At 52.7% G+C, this 16,962-nt stretch carries 17 protein-coding genes; 5 read left to right on the forward strand and 12 right to left on the reverse strand.

The window, feature by feature from the left end:
- Positions 1 to 12: 12 nt before the first annotated feature.
- The 5 genes from QZ311_RS08055 to QZ311_RS08075 all read right to left on the reverse strand — a co-directional run bounded on the left by QZ311_RS08055 (position 13) and on the right by QZ311_RS08075 (position 7,304).
- Positions 13 to 1,557 carry a RagB/SusD family nutrient uptake outer membrane protein gene (locus QZ311_RS08055; protein ID WP_297066477.1) on the reverse strand — a complete coding sequence of 515 codons (1,545 nt, stop codon included), beginning with the start codon at positions 1,555 to 1,557 and terminating at the stop codon, positions 13 to 15.
- A gap of 36 nt (positions 1,558 to 1,593) precedes the next feature.
- A complete protein-coding gene (locus tag QZ311_RS08060) occupies positions 1,594 to 4,647 on the reverse strand; it encodes a TonB-dependent receptor (protein ID WP_289287611.1) in 3,054 nt (1,017 codons plus the stop codon).
- Positions 4,648 to 5,258: 611 nt separating this feature from the next.
- Entirely contained in the window at positions 5,259 to 5,999 is a 741-nt protein-coding gene (locus QZ311_RS08065; protein WP_297066481.1) for a M48 family metallopeptidase, read from the reverse strand.
- Positions 5,996 to 6,886 carry an NAD kinase gene (locus QZ311_RS08070; protein WP_297066484.1) on the reverse strand — a complete coding sequence of 297 codons (891 nt, stop codon included), beginning with the start codon at positions 6,884 to 6,886 and terminating at the stop codon, positions 5,996 to 5,998. The genes QZ311_RS08065 and QZ311_RS08070 overlap by 4 nt, the downstream gene beginning before the upstream one ends.
- A gap of 31 nt (positions 6,887 to 6,917) precedes the next feature.
- Complete coding sequence (locus QZ311_RS08075; protein WP_297066486.1) at positions 6,918 to 7,304, reverse strand: hypothetical protein; 387 nt, start codon at positions 7,302 to 7,304, stop codon at positions 6,918 to 6,920.
- 137 nt (positions 7,305 to 7,441) lie between these two features.
- On the opposite strand from QZ311_RS08075, the gene QZ311_RS08080 reads away from it, so the two are divergent.
- From QZ311_RS08080 to QZ311_RS08095, 4 genes are all read left to right on the forward strand, one after another.
- Positions 7,442 to 8,155 carry a pyridoxine 5'-phosphate synthase gene (locus tag QZ311_RS08080; RefSeq protein ID WP_136413969.1) on the forward strand — a complete coding sequence of 238 codons (714 nt, stop codon included), beginning with the start codon at positions 7,442 to 7,444 and terminating at the stop codon, positions 8,153 to 8,155.
- A gap of 90 nt (positions 8,156 to 8,245) precedes the next feature.
- Entirely contained in the window at positions 8,246 to 8,905 is a 660-nt protein-coding gene (locus tag QZ311_RS08085) for a MotA/TolQ/ExbB proton channel family protein (protein ID WP_297066570.1), read from the forward strand.
- A 32-nt stretch (positions 8,906 to 8,937) separates the two neighbouring features.
- Entirely contained in the window at positions 8,938 to 9,375 is a 438-nt protein-coding gene (locus tag QZ311_RS08090; protein WP_297066494.1) for a biopolymer transporter ExbD, read from the forward strand.
- Between the two features lie 49 nt (positions 9,376 to 9,424).
- The gene (locus tag QZ311_RS08095) at positions 9,425 to 10,228 is read left to right on the forward strand and encodes a hypothetical protein (RefSeq protein ID WP_297066498.1); all 804 of its coding nucleotides are present in this window, start codon (positions 9,425 to 9,427) and stop codon (positions 10,226 to 10,228) included.
- Between the two features lie 116 nt (positions 10,229 to 10,344).
- Here the strand turns inward: QZ311_RS08095 and QZ311_RS08100 are convergent, their stop codons facing one another.
- The 7 genes from QZ311_RS08100 to QZ311_RS08130 form a co-directional block, all read right to left on the reverse strand.
- Entirely contained in the window at positions 10,345 to 10,713 is a 369-nt protein-coding gene (locus QZ311_RS08100) for a YraN family protein (RefSeq protein WP_297066501.1), read from the reverse strand.
- 26 nt (positions 10,714 to 10,739) lie between these two features.
- Positions 10,740 to 11,927: a GTPase ObgE gene (obgE, locus tag QZ311_RS08105; RefSeq protein ID WP_297066503.1), complete on the reverse strand. Its 1,188-nt coding sequence runs from the start codon at positions 11,925 to 11,927 to the stop codon at positions 10,740 to 10,742.
- 116 nt (positions 11,928 to 12,043) lie between these two features.
- Entirely contained in the window at positions 12,044 to 13,099 is a 1,056-nt protein-coding gene (locus QZ311_RS08110; RefSeq protein ID WP_297066506.1) for a sugar phosphate nucleotidyltransferase, read from the reverse strand.
- Positions 13,089 to 13,787, reverse strand: a complete 699-nt coding sequence (locus QZ311_RS08115; RefSeq protein ID WP_297066507.1) for an acylneuraminate cytidylyltransferase family protein — start codon at positions 13,785 to 13,787, stop codon at positions 13,089 to 13,091. The genes QZ311_RS08110 and QZ311_RS08115 overlap by 11 nt, the downstream gene beginning before the upstream one ends.
- A complete protein-coding gene (neuC, locus tag QZ311_RS08120; RefSeq protein ID WP_297066510.1) occupies positions 13,771 to 14,940 on the reverse strand; it encodes a UDP-N-acetylglucosamine 2-epimerase in 1,170 nt (389 codons plus the stop codon). Before neuC ends, QZ311_RS08115 begins: the two co-directional genes overlap by 17 nt.
- 55 nt (positions 14,941 to 14,995) lie before the next feature.
- Complete coding sequence (locus QZ311_RS08125) at positions 14,996 to 15,670, reverse strand: YggS family pyridoxal phosphate-dependent enzyme (RefSeq protein WP_297066513.1); 675 nt, start codon at positions 15,668 to 15,670, stop codon at positions 14,996 to 14,998.
- A gap of 57 nt (positions 15,671 to 15,727) precedes the next feature.
- Positions 15,728 to 16,174 (reverse strand): DUF4494 domain-containing protein, encoded by a 447-nt coding sequence (locus QZ311_RS08130; protein WP_123614135.1) that lies wholly within the window; start codon positions 16,172 to 16,174, stop codon positions 15,728 to 15,730.
- 314 nt (positions 16,175 to 16,488) lie between these two features.
- Between QZ311_RS08130 and QZ311_RS08135 the strand changes: the two genes are divergently transcribed.
- On the forward strand, positions 16,489 to 16,869 hold the full coding sequence (locus QZ311_RS08135; protein WP_297066516.1) for a DUF805 domain-containing protein: 381 nt from the start codon (positions 16,489 to 16,491) through the stop codon (positions 16,867 to 16,869).
- Positions 16,870 to 16,962: the final 93 nt, after the last annotated feature.

Below are 16,962 nucleotides of genomic sequence, written 5' to 3' on the forward strand. Positions count from 1 at the left end.
CATTTTAAATCATTAGTAGCCGGGATTCTGACCAAGGGTAGAGACAAACTGGGTGGGCACACAGTAGACATTGCGGTAAGCCTGTACGTTAGCTCCGTTGGCATTCGCGCCTTTCCAGCTCCAGTTATAGTTTGAACCTGCGAATTTTCCGAAACGTACAAGGTCGGAACGGCGGTGTCCTTCCCAATAGAGCTCACACATACGCTCGTCAAGGATATTTTCGGCGGTGAGAGTTCTTACATCTGCGAGACCGGCACGCTGACGCACACGGTTCATCATCTCAATACCGTTGCATCCCTGTGCGCCGTTAAGCTCACATTCTGCAAGCATCAGATATACGTCGGCAAGACGGAAGAGGGGGAAATCGGCAGGGTTGAAAATTGTGTTGCAATAGGGAGTCTCCTGTTTCTCGTTTTTGTAGTCGTCCTCAGGAGTGTAGACAAACTTCACGCACATGTAGCCCTGATTCTTGTCGCTGAGGTCCTGTATGTCCTCGGTGTATTCTCCTTCGTAGATAAGACGTCGTGCATCGTTGGGAAGAAGCGCTTTTGAAAGTTCTTCGCGGACGCGGGGACCTTCCCATCCCGACACTGCGAGTCCGAGGGTCTTGAGGAGGTCTGAGTCGCCACGGTAGCTACCGCCCGAGATATAGGTAGTACCGCCGTATGTGGTGAGGGTAGTTCCGTCCTGAGGAATACCCCAGATGATTTCACCGTTGCCCACATACTTGTCGTTGGTGGCACAGAAGAGATATTTATAGGTCGGTGCAAGGGTGTCGATTGTCTTGCGGATTTCGTTACATGCGTTTGCGCAGTCCTGCCAGCGTGGCTCGCCTGTGTAGACTTCGGCGTTGAGGTAGAGTTTGGCAAGGAGCATGTAGCCGGCTTCGCGGGAAAGACGTCCGTAGACCTGCTGAGAGGCGGGAACGAGGTTGGGGATTGCATTGGCAAGGTCTTCCACCACAGCTTCGAAAAGTTGCTTGCGGTCGTAGGTGGGAGGTGTCACTCCGACAGGAGAATCCTCTGTTGTCCACGGGCCTACGCCGAAAATGTCGATCATGTGATAATATGAAAGCGCGCGGAGGGTGCGGGCTTCTGCGTCGAATACTTCGACAGACAGATTGTCGCTTCCGGGAAGCAGGCTGCCATATTTGTGAAGGTCGCGGAGAAACTGGTTGACGATTGCAATCTGGTAGTTGAAGCGCGAGAAGCATTCGTAGAGCCAGTGGTTGTCAGGCGACCATGTGGAGTAGACGAGCTCGTTGATACCGCCGTCGGCCCAGTTCGAACCGATGAGTGTTTCGTCGGAACAGAGTTCCTGAAGGTTCCAGAGCTGACGTGTGTAGACACCAGTTCCGCCGTCGTCAACTGTAATACCGCCTTCAAATACAAGACCGCCGTAGATACCGGCAAGTTCTCCGTAGAGTTCTTCGGCAGTGGAGATTTCTGTTTTTGTCGTCGGATTCTCGGGTGTCACATCAAGGTCACCCACACACGCAACGAAAGCGGGCGATGAGAGAGCGATGGCACCGAGAACGATATATTTTGATAATTTCATATTGATTCTTCGTTATGATTTGGTGAGGATGAATTGTTAGAATGAAGCCACGATACCAAACGATACGGTCAGCGGGTGGGGATAGACGTTGTTGTCAATACCTGAGAAGATTTCAGGATCGAGACCTTTGTATTTGGTGATCACGAACGGATTCTGACAAGCACCGTAGAGGCGCAGGCGCAGACGGTTGTTGAGAAGATTGTCCCATGTATAGCCCACGGTGATGTTGTCACAGCGGAGGAACGATGCGTTCTGTACGAAGTAGCTGCTGCAGGCGAGCTCGTTGGTAGTCTTGTTAAAGAGGAATGAGGTGGTGTTGAGATTTGAGAGGGGCAGTGAGTTGTTGACTTCTTTCACAGCGCTGTTTGCCTGAGTGTCGTTATACACCCAGTTGCCGAGATTGGCGCGGAGTGAGATACCGAAGTCCCAGTTCTTGTAGTTGAAGGTGTTGTTCCAGTTCATTGTCACCTTCGGATCACGGCTGTGGTAGATAATCTTGTCGTCAACTGTAATTTCACCGTCACCGTTCTGGTCTACGTAGACACCTTCAAGGGGATTGCCGTTTTCGTCATACACCTGTTCGTAGACATAGAAACTGAAGGCTGACTGGCCTACCTGATGTTTCTGGATCTTGTTACCGTTACCAAGCGAGATGCCTGAGTCGTCGACAACTGTGTCGGCACCGTCGGCAAGGCGGGTAATCTTGTTTTTGTTCCATGCAACGTTGAATGCGGATGTCCAGCGGAAATCGTTGGTGACAATAGGACGGGCGGTTATGTTGAACTCGATACCTGTGTTCTCAAGGTCACCGAGGTTCATGTTGCCGGCGTTAGAGATGTTTGAACCTGCGGGATAGGGAGACTTTGTGAGGAGGTCCTTGGTTTTGCGCTTGTAGAAATCAAGGCTGCCGAGGATTCTGTTGTTGAGGAATCCGAAGTCAACACCTGCGTTCCATGTATGGGTTTCCTCCCACTTGATGTTTGAATTGTAGGCAGTTGCATAGAAGGGATATGTTCCGACAGTAGGCTGGCCGGTGATTGAGGGATAGACTGCGCCACCGCCTGTCCACTGGTTGTAGACGGGAAGATAGGGGAAGTAGTCATCGCCGAGATCCTGCTGGCCGGTCACACCGTAGCCTGCGCGGATTTTGAGTTCGTTCATATAGCTGCGGGCGCTTTCCATGAAGTTTTCTTCAAGAAGCTTCCAGCCGAGGGCCACAGAGGGGAAAGTACCCCAGCGGTTGTCCTTGGAGAAGCGTGAAGTACCGTCGCGGCGCACTGTGGCAGTCACAAGATATTTGTCAAGGAATGTGAAGTTTACACGTCCGAAGAACGACACAAGCTGATGAGGCTGGATGGTGATGTTTGTCGGGTCTGCCTGATTGCCGATGTATTTCTCGTTTTCAGGATTTACAACCTCATATACGCGGGTGTAGTCACGTCTCTTGTTGTGGAACTTCTGCCATGAGTAACCGGCTGTCACGTCAAGAGTCGAGTTGATGCTCTCGAAGGCGTGGTTGTAGTTGAGATAGAAATCAAGGAGGAGGTTGACACGGGTCTGGAATTCATATTTGCGGCTGACACCACCGTCCTTGATGTTGATGCGGTTGCCGTTTTCAAGCACTGTATAGCCGTTGTTCCATGCCTTTGGAGTGTTGATAAAATCGTTTGAGTGGTTTTCACCGTGCTGGTAGTCGTAACCGAGGTTAAGGTTTGCACGCAGGTCGGTGAGGAATGGCATCTTGAGGTCGAGTTGGAGATTGCCAACCGACTGATATGCTGTACCTTTTGAAACTGCTGCGCGGTTTTCAGCGATAGGGTTGAGCGGTGATGTAGTGGAGTCGATGGTTTCACCGATGGCGTCAGGACCGGCGAGGATACCGCCGTTGACGTATGATGTATAGTTGCTGAAGAGCGGAGAGCCGTTGGGGTCGATTACAGGAAGAGTCGGGTTCATGCCGGCGGATGCACGGAGTGTGTTTGCACCATAATTATTGGTGATGTATGCACCCTTGACGTTAGCGTTGACCGAGAGAAGATTGTTGAAGAACTTTGGAGTCAGGTTGATTGATGCGGTCAGACGATCCATGTCGGTATTGTTGATGATACCGTTGTTGTCTGTGTAGGTTACGCCGACGCGGTAGGGAAGCCATCCGGCAGTACCGCCGACGCTGAGGCTGTAGTCCGATGAGAATGTCGTGCGTGTGAGTTCCTTCTGCCAGTCGGTGTCATAGTCGCGGATCTGTCCGTACTGAGCCGATTCGAGTCCGTATTCTTCTGTGATGAAGTTGCGGAACTGGCTTGCGCTCATCATGTCGAGATACTTGCGGGTGGTGTTGATGTATCCGTTCATGGTGAAGTTGACTTGAGGTTTGCCCTTCGCACCGGCTTTTGTGGTGATGATGATGACACCGTTTGACGCACGGCTACCGTAGATAGCTGTAGCCGAAGCATCCTTGAGGATGGTCATCGATTCGACGTTTTCAGGCGATACGAGTGCGAGAGGGTTTGAAGAACCTACGATACCCTTAGTGTCCATGGGAACTCCGTCGATGACGATAAGGGGAGCGTTGGATGCGGCGAGTGAAGCGCCACCACGGATCTGGATGTTACCGCCTTCCGATGGATTACCTGAAGTGGTCACGACCACACCCGGAGAAGCACCGACGAGAAGATCCTGAGCCGATGTGGCAAGGCCGGCTTCGATTTCCGAAGGCTTGATTGTCGCCACTGAACCGGTGGCATCGCTTTTCTTGACTGTACCGTAACCGATCGCTACGACTTCGCCGAGCATCACAGAGTTTTCCGACATTGTGACGTCGATTTCGGTACGGCCGTTGATGGCTATTTCCTGAGTCTCATAGCCGACGTATGACACCACGAGGGTGCCGTCGGATGGAGCGGAGATGGTGTAGTTGCCGTCGATGTCGGTGGCAGTTCCGAGGGTCTCGCCCCGGACTACTACACTTGCGCCAATCAGAGGTTCGCCCTCTTTGTCAACTACAGTACCTTTGACTGTAATCGTTTGCGCGAAAGCGGGGAAAGCTGCACAGAGGGCCATGAATGCCACCAGCCATACTTTCCGGGTCATTTGAAAACAAATGTTCTTCATGCACGAATTGTTTAAATAAAATTTGTAAATATGATAATCTCAAAAAAATGTAATAGGTTGTCGTTCCTGACAGCTATGGCCGTCACGTGGTGTGATGGTATTTTTTTCTGCCGATAGCAGACGGTAAGGTCGGAGGAGTGTCAGGGATGGAATAAAAGGAAATGATTCGTGCGGACAGCGGGATGTGTCGCGGTCAGTTTAAGGCAAGAAATGTCAGGCCGATTCTTACGGTTTAAAGCGTCCGGCAACGTAGCCGTGCCGGTCTGTCGCGCCAAACCATGAGTGCGTACCTTGAGCCGTGAAAAATCCGTTCGGTCTGTTTTTTAATCTCTACGTCGGGGTTTGTCCGATTAATCCAGAACAAACAGTGATGATGATAATATTTCCTTTATTTCAATCTCTCTACATTCCGGCGGTTTTTAAGCCGCTATCAGTGGAAAGGGGTAAGTAGATAAAGCCTTAGGCAGGAGCTTATGGCGAAATCCGCGACAAATATAAAACTTTATTTTGATTCGTTCAAATATTTTTATAGGAAATATGGGAAGATAGATAAAATTCAAGTGTAAGTGTAGAAAATGGATGCGTTTTTCCTATCTGTCGACAGGCCAGTGGTAATTGCGCAGACTGTGGGTCAGTTGGCTTTCGCGACCGGAGCAATAGCGGTCGCAGAGAGTGTGGAAGGCCGCCGTGTGTCCCGGCTCTGTGAGATGGGCGAGTTCATGACGGATTATATAGTCGCGCAGCTCGGGTGGAAGGAACACGTTGAGATAGGAAAGCCTGATGCGTCTCTGACGCGGATAGCATGTGCCGAGCACCGTGCGCCCGTGGGCTATCTCCCAGCTGTCGACCCTTAGCCCGAGGCTGTCGGCTATTTTCCGCGCATGTGGCAGAAGGAGGTCGGGGGCGAGTCTGCGTCCGAAGTTTTTGATGCAGCTGTCAATGCGGGTCTGGACAGATGGTGTGGATATGTCGGCATCGGTTGGTATATATAAGGTGTAGACGGTCGTAGCTCCTTCGGAGCGACCTGTGACTGTCATGTCGCGGTGTTGGGGAAGGGCTGGAGCGATGCATAATATGAACGCAGGGGTAGTCCCAGTCTCCGGGAGAATTTCAATTTTAGTCCCGATGTGATAGCGGTGTCGGGGTCTGATGCGTTCGAGGTCTTCACGCATTCGCTCGATTGCGTCGGCTATTCTGCCCTGAGGGAGTCCGGCCGGGATGCTGACATGGAGTTGTCGGCCTTTCCATCTGGCCGATATGCGGTGTGAACCTTGGCGTTCGGTGACGTGGATCAGTCCGAGTGACGGATGATTGATTTGGCGGGCGCTCATTCGTCGCGTTTCGAAATGCCCCACAGAAGTTTCGCGCGGAGAGTGTCGATGAAATTGTGGTCGGAGCTATGGACAATCTTTGTCACGAACGGTGCGCGGCGCAGACGGAGTTTCACGTCGATGGGGAGTATGAGCGAACGGCCGTCGAGTGTCACACGGTATGTGTCGGTGCGCGACTCAACGGAGATGTCGATGATGTGGCTGTCGGCCACGACAAGCGGACGCATTGTCAGTGAGTGGGGCGCGATGGGCGAAAGCACCCAGCACGGAGCGGTGGGCTGCACGATGGGGCCTCCTACCGAAAGATTGTAGGCTGTCGAACCGGTCGGCGTGGAGACGATGAGGCCGTCGCCCTGATAGGATGCCACCGGCATTCCATCGAGAAGAGCGTTGACGGTGATCATCGAGGCGGTGTCCTGACGGAGTATTGCGATTTCGTTGAGTGCGAAGCCCCAGCCCGACACTCCGGCTTTGACCTTGCCTCCGATGCCTTTGCCTTCGAGAAGCGAGCGCGACTCGACGGTGTAGTCGCCCGAAATCAGACGGTCGACCATAGCGCTGGCCTCGCTCACGGATTGCTCCGCGAGAAATCCGAGGTGGCCTGTGTTGAAACCGATAATCGGAATCTCTTTTGAGGCGACGCGCCTTGCGGTGCGCAGGAATGTGCCGTCGCCCCCGAAACTGAAACAGAAGTCGGCTTTGAAATCATCGTCCTCAAACACATCGTCGGCATTGATCGGTGCATCAGTCTGTCTGACCAAAGCCTCGTAGAAATGACGGTCTATGCCGACAAATATATCGAGGGTCGCGAGACGGTCGAGGAGGGCTGTGATATGCCGTATGTCGTCAGGAGTTTGACGGCGTTTGCCGAAGATGGCTATTTTCATAAGGTTAAAGATTTAATTGGCAATGCCTCACTTAAAGTCCAAGGTAGTGCATAAGTTCGTCGTATCGGGCACGCATGAGTGAATCGTCGGCCAGAGGAGTCCCTTCGGCGTCGACCACTTCGTAGCCGTAGCGTTCGAGCGAGCGTCCGACTGACTCGGGGTTACGGTGGCTGACACGCAGTTCTGCAATAATGCGGTTGTCGAAATTCTCTCCGTCGGAAGTGACGTTAAGGTTCAGAAGATGGGCGTCACAGTCTTCGACGGCCCGTGCGATCCGCGATGCACTGTAGTCGCCACGGGGACAGGCAAGCAAAATGGTGCTGCTCTCCTCGACAGGAGGAAAGAGACGGTCGAGCCTGCTCGCGGGTGAGGCAGGAATTGTGACGTTTTGAACAGATATGTCGTCTTTTCGGAGCAAAATATTTCTAAATTTGGTTTTTCTGACTAATTTTGCATACACAAAACCGAGTGTCGGTAAGTGAGATGCAAATTTACTAATAATACTTTATATAAAGAACCACTCAGACCGACAAAAAGATTACACTGCAAGGAAAAATGACAAATCTAAGCGTAAACATCAACAAGATAGCCACTTTGCGCAATGCGCGCGGTGAGAACGTCCCTGATCTTCTTAAGGTGGCTGCCGACTGTGAGGCATTCGGAGCTGACGGCATTACCGTGCATCCGCGTCCCGACGAGCGTCATATCCGTCGTGACGATGTATATCGTCTGCGGCCATTGGTCAAGACCGAGTTTAACATTGAGGGTTATCCGTCGCCTGAGTTCATGGAGCTCGTGATGCAGGTCAAGCCCGAACAGGTGACACTTGTCCCCGATGCGCCTGACGCCCTGACGTCAAGTGCGGGCTGGAATGTCGGCCAGCACATGGAGTTTCTTACCTCGATTGTCGACCGTCTGCGCGAAGGAGGTATCCGCTCGTCGATTTTTGTGGGCACTGACATCGAAAATGTCCAGCTTGCAGCCCGCACCGGCGCTGACCGCATCGAGCTTTACACAAAGCCCTATGCCGACCTCTATCCCGAAAATCCCGAAGCGGCTGTCGCTCCGTTTGTCGAGGCCGCCCATGCGGCGTTTTCTGCCGGACTCGGTGTGAATGCCGGCCATGACCTCAGTCTGGTTAACCTCGCTTATTTCCACCGCAACATTCCCCGTCTGAGCGAAGTGTCGATAGGCCACGCGCTTATTTGCGATGCCCTCTATCTCGGACTTGAGAAAACCATCAGGGAATATAAGGAATGTCTGGTGTAAGGATTAAATATTAAAGTTTAAAGAGTTTTTTAAGGTTAGGAAAAAGCTATGATTCAGCAGGAATTTGTCGATACTGTGGCCGGTGCGGCCATGAACTACAGCGATGCTGTCGCCACACAGGCCGCCATGCAGGAACTGTCGGTCTGGGATCTCACTATGCGCGGAGGGTGGATTATGATTCCGCTTGCCATCCTGTCGCTGGTGTGTATATATATATTTGTGGAGCGCTGTCTGGCGCTGCGCCATGCCCAGAAGGAGGACAATTCGTTCATGGACCGTATACGCGAGTATATCCATGACGGTGAGATCGAGAGCGCACGCCGTCTGTGTGCCAAGACCGACACACCCTATGCGCGTCTTATCGGCAAGGGCATAAGCCGTATCGGCCGTCCGATGAACGATGTGCTCGTGACAATTGAAAATACAGGCAACATCGAAATCGCCACGCTTGAGAAAGGTCTTCCGTGGCTTGCGACCACTGCGGCCGGAGCGCCTATGATCGGCTTCCTCGGCACTGTCATCGGTATGGTTCAGGCGTTCTATAATCTTGCCTCCGCAGGTTCAAGCGCGAATATCGCTGTCCTCGCCGACGGTATCTATGCAGCGCTTGTCACCACTGTCGCCGGTCTGATTGTCGGTATCATCGCGCTTTTTGCCTACAACTATCTCGTGGCGCGCATCAACAAGGTGATGAATGCCCTTGAAGCCAAGACCATGGAGTTCATGGATCTTCTCAATGAGCCTGCCTGATTCACTGTCAAACAATATCCAACAGCATCACTATGGCTCTTAAACGACAAAATACCATGATGGCGACATTCTCGATGGCATCGATGACTGATGTCATCTTCCTGTTGCTCATTTTCTTCATGGTGACCTCTACATTCGTATTTCCGACTGCCTTGGAGGTAAATCTGCCCCAGAGTTCCAAGCAGACGGCGTTGAAACCGAGCACCCGTGTCTATATCGACAAGTATGGCGCTATCTATGCTACAGCCGATGAAAGCGAACCGGTGGAGATGGACATGGAGTCGCTCCTTGCTTTCCTCGGAAATCAGGCTGCCAAGCCCGACGGTGGCGAGGAATATATCGCTGTCTATGCCGACGAGGAGGTGACATATGGCGCGCTTGTCAAGGTGCTTGACCTCGGCGCGCAAAACAATCTGAAAATGGTACTCGCCACCAAGCCTGCGCCGACATCAGCGCGTCCGCGTAAGTGAAGACACCATCCAATAAACACTCTCTAAAACAATTACTCATAACGCAATCATGTCAGACACCAAGAGTGACAGCCGTCACCGTTTGATAGCCCTGTTCATCACCGTGATTTTCCACGTAGCCGTGGCGGTGCTGCTCATTACGCTCTATCTAAAGCCGGTGGCTTCGGATGAGGAGCGCAAGTGGCCTCCCGTGGATTCGTCGGAAGTGTTGTTCGGAGGCGAATATGTGATGGTGGGCGACCGTCCTGAGATTGCCGACAATACCGGCGAACCGGCTTCGTCGGCAACAGAGGCTGAGGCTGTACCCGCCCCGGAGGTCGAAGCGCTTGAAAATTCCGGCGAGGAGGCTAAACCTGCCCCTGTCATCAGCAGCGAGCAGCCGTCGCCTGCCAAGGTCGAGAAGAAGCCCGTCCCGGAGAAGAGTGGCCCGACAAAGGCTGAAATCGAAGCAGCCGAGAAGGCAAAGCGTGAGCAGGAGACCCGTCAGGCAATAGCCGGAAAGGTGAAATTCGGACAGTCCGGAACCGGGAAAAAGGCCGGTAATGCCGGAAGTCCTGACGGAAACGCTTCGGTGGGCGCTGTCAACGGAAGCCCCGGTTTCAATCTCAAAGGCCGTACACTCGCCGATTGGCATCGGCCTGCGGCAGCGCCTTTAGGAACGATTACCATCAGGGTCAGCGTCAACCGTCAGGGCAAGGTGACCTCGGCCAGCTATATGTCCGGTACGGGTGCGGCCGCCGCAAGTCAGGCAGCCCGACAGAGCTGCGTGCAGGCGGCGATGCGCTCGCAATTCTCAGTCGATGAAGATGCTCCGCCTTCGCAGACCGGTACGATTACATACAACTTCAAGTAATCCTGTCAATCCGTTTTAAAATATTCCAATCATAATCAACGTCCCTGACCTTCAATGAAAGTCAGGGACGTTGATTTTCTCTGTTTACGTTGATTATGTCTGTTTACGGGGAAGTGCTATCGGTTGTTCAATGTCGGCAGGAAGGCATCAGGTATGTGCTCTACCTTGAAGTCTGACGGATTTCCGATGACGAGCACAATGTCAAATCTCGGTTCGAGAGGGATGTCATACGAGTTCAGATATGTGTCAGCCGCCCGTGTGAGCCGGCTGCGCTTACGCCTGTCAATGGCATCGGCCGGGTCGGTGAAATCGGTTGCTCGGGTCTTTACTTCGACAAAACAGATGTTGTCGTCTTTCATGGCTATGAAGTCGATTTCGATTCCCGCGATGCGGATGTTCTCACCGCTGATTGCATAGCCCTGTGTCAGAAGATACTCGCGAGCTACGCTTTCTCCCCATTTGCCGAGTTCGTTATGGTCGGCCATATCCGATGGTGGCGCTGCCGGTTGTTTCAGCCTTCATATTCATCTTCGTCGAGCATTTCATAGCCGTAGTCTTCGCCTTCGAAATCCTCGTCGTCCAAGTAGTCTTCCTCGTCGTCAGGCATAGAGGGGACGTTTTCAAAGATGAATTCGTCTTCCTCACGGACACGGTGGTGGCCGTCGAGCGGACGGTGAGTGATCGGTGCGGCTTCGATGCGGTTGCGCTCATCGGTAATTTCGCCCCAGAGCATGTCTTTAAGCTCTGTCAGTCCCATGCCGGTCACAGCCGAGATGAAAATATGTGGCACACCTTCAGGGAGTGTCTTTTCAATCTCCTGCATTAGTTCGTCGTCGAGCATGTCGCTTTTGGAGATGGCGAGCACACGCGGTTTGTCGGCGAGCTGCGGGTTGAACTGCTCCAGTTCGCCGACGAGTATGTCGTATTGGGCTTTGATGTCGTCGGCATCGGCCGGGACCATGAACAGAAGCACGGCGTTGCGCTCGATGTGACGGAGAAAGCGGAGTCCGAGTCCCTTGCCCTCGCTTGCCCCTTCGATGATACCGGGAATGTCGGCCATGACAAACGACCTGTTGTCGCGGTAGGATACGATGCCGAGCTGCGGTTCCATCGTCGTGAACGGATAGTCGGCGATTTTCGGCCGTGCTGCCGATATGGATGAGAGGAGCGTCGATTTGCCGGCATTGGGAAATCCGACCAGACCGACATCGGCAAGGAGCTTCAGCTCCATGATGATTGATTTCTCGATGGCAGGTTCGCCCGGCTGTGCATAGCGCGGTGTGCGGTTCGTGGCGCTTTTGAAGTGCCAGTTTCCGAGGCCGCCGCGTCCGCCGCGCAGGAGCTTCACTTCCTCTCCGTCGGAGGTCACTTCGCAGAGGAATTCGCCTGTCTCCGCATCAAAGACAACAGTTCCGCAGGGAACATCGACGATTACATCCTCGCCGTCCTTGCCAAACGAGCGTCCGCCTGAACCGCTCTGCCCGTTTCCGGCAAAGATATGACGGCGATAGCGCAGCGGAAGCAGTGTCCACATGTGGGAGTTGCCACGGAGGATGATGTGACCTCCACGGCCGCCGTCGCCGCCGTCAGGCCCTCCTTTGGGGACATATTTCGCACGATAGAAATGCCTTGAGCCGGCACCGCCTTTGCCTGAGCGACAGAGGACTTTTACATAGTCTATGAAGTTGGAATCAGCCATGTGAGCGGACTATTATGTTTGATGATTATATTTTATAGTGGTAAAACAAAATTGAGGAGCGAAAAGATTTGCTTGTTTGCCGTGAAGGGATGTTGCGGACAAAGAGCCTTCGCGGATCAGGCTTCGAGTGTCTGACGGAGATGTTGTATTAGCTCGCGTGCATGTGCGAAGTCGACCGGAGTGCCTACGTCGATCCATGTTCCGTTGATTGGGAAATAGCTGACGTTTCTGCCGTCGGCGAGCGCACGCTCGATGAGGTCGGTCGCATCGGTGCGTTCGTCGCTGCTTAATGACCGCAGCAGGTCGTTGGCGAAAATGTAGATGCCGGCGTTGGCGTAGTAGGCATACGACGGTTTCTCCTCGAGGGCCGTCACCCGCTGGCCGTCTGTCTCAAGAATCGCGTAAGGAACGGATATGTTGTAGGGTACGGCTGCGATTGTTATGTCGGCTTTCTGATTGCGGTGATGGAAATAGAGGTCCTCGAATGAAATAGTGGTCAGCAGGTCGGAGTTCATGACGATTGTCTCGCCTTCGGCGGGAATGTCGACAAGCGATGCAGCCCCGATAGTTCCCAAAGGCCGGTTCTCGCGGACACACTTTACGTTGATTCCGGCTACAGGTTGGGAGAAATGTTCTTCAAGCTGTTCGGCAAGATAGTTGACGGTGACACTTACATCGTCTATTCCGACTGATGCGAGAGCCTCGATGTTGTAGTCGATTATCGCTTTTCCGCCGATTTCAAGCAGAGGTTTGGGGGTTGTGAGGGTCAATGGGCGAAGGCGTTCGCCTTTGCCTCCGGCCATGAGGATGGCACTGACAGGAAGCACTGTCTTTGTCACGCGGGTGTCGATAAGACGACATAGTTTTCCATCGGCGTCAAGCACCGGGATGAGCGACAGACGGTGGCGGCGCAGTTTGCGCAGTGTGTCGGGGTTCACCTCTCCGTCGCGGAGGAAACGGAAGTTGCGGAACATCGCATCGGCAACCGGCGAGTCAAGACTCACGCCTTGCAGCAGTGCGCGTCGCACATCGCCGTCGGTAAGCGTGCCTGCCATGCGTCCGTCGCTGTCGGTCACAATGAGCGTCATCACATCTCCTGAGAGATCGTTGAGACGGCCGATTGCCTTGATGAGAGGCGCGTCATCGGTGATGATATGTCTGTCAATTTGCATCTTCCATTATTTTTTCGGTTATAAGCCAGTCGAGAGGAGTGTCAAGGTCGACCGATCTGCTGCGTGGCATTTCGTAAGGAATCCTGCGAGGGAATTCCCCGAGTGGCATCCGGCGGATTGAAGCGGGATTTATGACATAGACCGCGCCGTTGAACTGCCACGCCTTTGGTGCGTCCTGCCGGCGTGTGAAATGTCCGTCGCCTTTGGAAACATGCAGCGAGCCGTCGGCCGAACTTTCAAAACAGTCGTAATAGGGGTTGCAGGCAGCCTCGGTGACTGTCACCACCATGTCGGTGTCGGGGGTGTAGAGGTCAAGACAGCCTTCCACATCATCGACGGTGCGCATGGGTGATGTCGGCTGGAGCAGCACCACCTTGTCATATTCTATTCCGTTTTTGTCTGCCCAGTCCATCGCATCGATTATGACCTCGCGCGAACCGACCTTGTCGCCCCCGAGTTCGGGCGGACGGCAGTAGTCTACGGGAAGTCCGGTCGCACGGGCGACATCGCGTATTTCATCGTCATCGGTCGATACGATGATATGGCTGTCGGGCGACAGGGCACGCGCCACTTCGATAGAGTAGTTGATGAGTGGCTTTCCGCATAATGGCTTTATGTTCTTGCGCGGTATTCCTTTGCTGCCTCCGCGAGCCGGAATGATGAAGAGAGTGTTATTGCGGTTTGTCATAAAATTTCTTGTTTCGCAGAGTGTCGAGTGGAGTTTCGGCAATGGCCTTGACCATTATCTCAAGAGTGTCAGGGCGGAAATATGGATTTTCGGCCTGACGGGCGCGGTTTTGCCCGGCCGGGCTGAGGGCATAGCTGATGGCAGCTGCGATTTCTTCGGTCGAGTCTCCGCAGTGGACCACACTTTCGCCGCAAAGACGTCCGCGCTGTCGCATGCCGATGTCGACTGTCGGTATACCCATTGACGGGACTTCGACGATTCCGCTTGATGAGTTGCCGACTACCGCGCTGACGCAGCGCAGGGCGGAGAGGTAGCGGATTTTGCCGAGGGATGGAATCACCTTCACGCGCCCGGGGTGGAGCGACGCGTAAGCCTCGATTCTGTCGATGATGATTCGTCCGCGCGAATCATTGTTGGGATACGTGATGATGACGTGTGAGTCGGGGAAACGGTCGAGCGCCTGCAAAAGAGCATCGCAATGTGTCGCCGGGTCTTCATCGTCGAGTGTGGCCGGATGGTATGTCACGAGCATTGAGCCTTCGGGCAGTGTGATGCCTACCGACTCTTCCAGCTGACTGCGGTCCATGAGGGGCTCGTGCATGATGTTATAGACACCTATCGCCCCGGTGTTTATGACACGGTCGGGTTCTTCGCCCATTGCGATGACCCGTTGGCGGTAAGGCTCGGTCGCTGTCAGATGCAGGGCCGACATCTTGGTGATTGCGTGACGGATGCTGTCGTCAATCGCGCCCTCCGAGATTTCACCGCCTGCAATGTGGACAATCGGGATGCGGAGCATGAGAGCCGCTGTCGCTGTGGCGAGCATCTCGAACCTGTCGCCGAGGATGATTATAAGGTCGGGGCTTAGTTCCTCGAGCGCGCGTGCCATTCCGTCCATACATTTTGCCATCGCTCCGACCGCTCCGGCTGGGGTGTCGGTCGTGTCGGGCATTTCGATGCATACAGGGGCGGTGAATCCATCGGCCTTGATTTCGTCAATCGTATGGCCATAGCGTTCGCTAAGATGCATGTTTGTCGCAAGAATGTCGACATGGCAGTCGTCTCTTTGGTCAAGGTTGCGGGCAATTCCGCTGAGGAGTCCCCAGTCGGCGCGCGTTCCGGTTGCGATTGCTATTTTTCTGACTGAAACCAATTATAATATAGGTGTGATGTGGTTAGGAATGAAAGTATGTGAGGCGGGAAGGCTCTTAATATTCCCTTTCGCCGAAAATTGAAGTGCCGACACGGATCATGTTGCTTCCTTCATCGACAGCGATAGTCCAGTCATGGCTCATGCCCATGCTGACGGTATCGAAATTTTCGTTTGTGGCCATAATGCCGGTTTTCAGCCGGTCGAATGTAGCCCGGATTTCATGGAAATCTCTGCGGATGCGTTGGGTGTCATCTACATTCGAGGCCATTCCCATCACTCCGCGGATTTCAACCGCTCTGAGTGATGACAATAGTTCCGGAGTGACAAAATCTATCAGTTCTGCGGGGGTAAAGCCGAATTTTGTCTCCTCTTTAGCGACATGAAGCTGTAGCAGCACGCCGATACGACGGCCGGCCTTTGAGGCCTCGTCGTCGACGGCGCGCAGCAGGCGTTCGGAATCGATGCTGTGGATCATCGAGGCATAGGGAATGACTTTGCGGACCTTGTTGGTCTGGAGATGCCCTATGAAATGCCATTCGATATCAGCCGGTAGTTCTTTGGCCTTGGCTTCAAGTTCGAGTGCGCGGCTTTCGCCAAACACACGCTGTCCGGCTCTGTAGGCCTCCTGCAAAGCTTCGGCCGGATGGAATTTCGACACGGCTACGAGTTCAACTCCGGTGGGGATTGATTCACGAAGTTCTTGCAGATTTTTGCTGACAGAGCCTGACATTTTTGCGGGTATGATTGTTTGTGGATGAGTTGTTGTGTGGGGTTGGTGATGGAAAAATCAAGCTTCCTTGCTTTCTCCGCTGAGGTTTGCGTCATAGACATCCATGATGAGGGTCTCTTGGATTGTGTTGATTTCAAAATCGGCCATAGTGCCCTTCATACCCTCCATGAAGTTGTCGAAAGCCTCCTTGAATGAGTCGGCGGCCACGAGAATCTGTGAGATTGACTTTTTCTCAACGGCAGTCTTTTCGTCAAGAGTGATGAATGCAACTTTGACGAGATACCATTTGTCGCCTGTTCTTTCGCGGAAAATTTCAGCAATTTTGGTACGCTTCACAGCTGAAACCGAAAACTCTGACGTAAAATGTGAGATTTCTTCTGAAATACGGGCTTCCGCTTCGGTAAACGAAAGTGCGTCAACCATATAAGCTTCAGTCACTTTTTTGATAGCGCCGTTTTCCATTGTCTTGTCATAGCGGACTTTAGTTTCAAACCAATTTGCCATAATTTTACTTTTTTCTGTGTATTTTCGATGTTTGTTTTCAATTAATACTCAAGGGTGCAAAGTTAGCTAAAAAGCGTGAATTTTTGAGCTGCAATGAGGAAAAAGAGTTACGGAGACGGTAAATTTTAAGGTTCGTGGTAATAGCGAGAAGCTTTTTAGTTCTGAACATTATGTTTATTTAATATGTAGATATATTGTTTCCAATCCGATTAAAATCCGTATATTTGCATTATCGACGATGCCGGTTTCCGGCCAGTTTAGCTGTCCGGAAGAAATAAACAATATTAACAGTACAAACCTCTAAACTCAATCTCATGTATCAACGTCAACTTTCATTCGGTGAGGCAGTGACTAAGGCACTGACCGTCAATTACTGTAATTTCGAAGGGCGTGCGTCGCGTTCGGAATATTGGTGGTTCTTTCTGTTTAATTTCATTGCAGGACTTGTGATAGGAGCCGCTTTTTTCTGGAGTGAGACCATAGAATATCTTGTCAGTGGCCTTTTCTCATTGGCTATGATTCTGCCGGGGCTTGGACTGTCGGTGCGCCGTCTGCATGACACCGGACGTTCGGGATGGTGGATTCTTATTAACTTCATCCCGCTTGTCGGACAGCTCATCTATCTTTATTTCATGGTGCAGCCGAGCCAGAATGTGCCGAATAAATGGGGCGGTGTCCCTAATCTGGTGGCATAAGCGTCAAGGATTGTATTATCGCACTTTTTTATCCCATGCATGGTGTTAACTTTGCATGGGATTAAATTTTTCTATCTGTCACGCTTCGACCGC

Origin of the sequence: uncultured Duncaniella sp., from assembly GCF_910578445.1 — a bacterium.
Lineage (GTDB): Bacteria > Bacteroidota > Bacteroidia > Bacteroidales > Muribaculaceae > Duncaniella.

Excerpts from the sequence above, each read along its gene's own strand:
- QZ311_RS08055 (WP_297066477.1), bottom strand. The coding sequence starts at position 1,557 with ATGAAATTATCAAAATATATCGTTCTCGGTGCCATCGCTCTCTCATCG.
- QZ311_RS08060 (WP_289287611.1), bottom strand. The coding sequence starts at position 4,647 with ATGACCCGGAAAGTATGGCTGGTGGCATTCATGGCCCTCTGTGCAGCT.
- QZ311_RS08065 (WP_297066481.1), bottom strand. The coding sequence starts at position 5,999 with ATGAGCGCCCGCCAAATCAATCATCCGTCACTCGGACTGATCCACGTC.
- QZ311_RS08070 (WP_297066484.1), bottom strand. The coding sequence starts at position 6,886 with ATGAAAATAGCCATCTTCGGCAAACGCCGTCAAACTCCTGACGACATA.
- QZ311_RS08080 (WP_136413969.1), top strand. The coding sequence starts at position 7,442 with ATGACAAATCTAAGCGTAAACATCAACAAGATAGCCACTTTGCGCAAT.
- QZ311_RS08085 (WP_297066570.1), top strand. The coding sequence starts at position 8,246 with ATGAACTACAGCGATGCTGTCGCCACACAGGCCGCCATGCAGGAACTG.
- QZ311_RS08090 (WP_297066494.1), top strand. The coding sequence starts at position 8,938 with ATGGCTCTTAAACGACAAAATACCATGATGGCGACATTCTCGATGGCA.
- QZ311_RS08095 (WP_297066498.1), top strand. The coding sequence starts at position 9,425 with ATGTCAGACACCAAGAGTGACAGCCGTCACCGTTTGATAGCCCTGTTC.
- QZ311_RS08100 (WP_297066501.1), bottom strand. The coding sequence starts at position 10,713 with ATGGCCGACCATAACGAACTCGGCAAATGGGGAGAAAGCGTAGCTCGC.
- obgE (WP_297066503.1), bottom strand. The coding sequence starts at position 11,927 with ATGGCTGATTCCAACTTCATAGACTATGTAAAAGTCCTCTGTCGCTCA.
- QZ311_RS08110 (WP_297066506.1), bottom strand. The coding sequence starts at position 13,099 with ATGCAAATTGACAGACATATCATCACCGATGACGCGCCTCTCATCAAG.
- QZ311_RS08115 (WP_297066507.1), bottom strand. The coding sequence starts at position 13,787 with ATGACAAACCGCAATAACACTCTCTTCATCATTCCGGCTCGCGGAGGC.
- QZ311_RS08125 (WP_297066513.1), bottom strand. The coding sequence starts at position 15,670 with ATGTCAGGCTCTGTCAGCAAAAATCTGCAAGAACTTCGTGAATCAATC.
- QZ311_RS08130 (WP_123614135.1), bottom strand. The coding sequence starts at position 16,174 with ATGGCAAATTGGTTTGAAACTAAAGTCCGCTATGACAAGACAATGGAA.
- QZ311_RS08135 (WP_297066516.1), top strand. The coding sequence starts at position 16,489 with ATGTATCAACGTCAACTTTCATTCGGTGAGGCAGTGACTAAGGCACTG.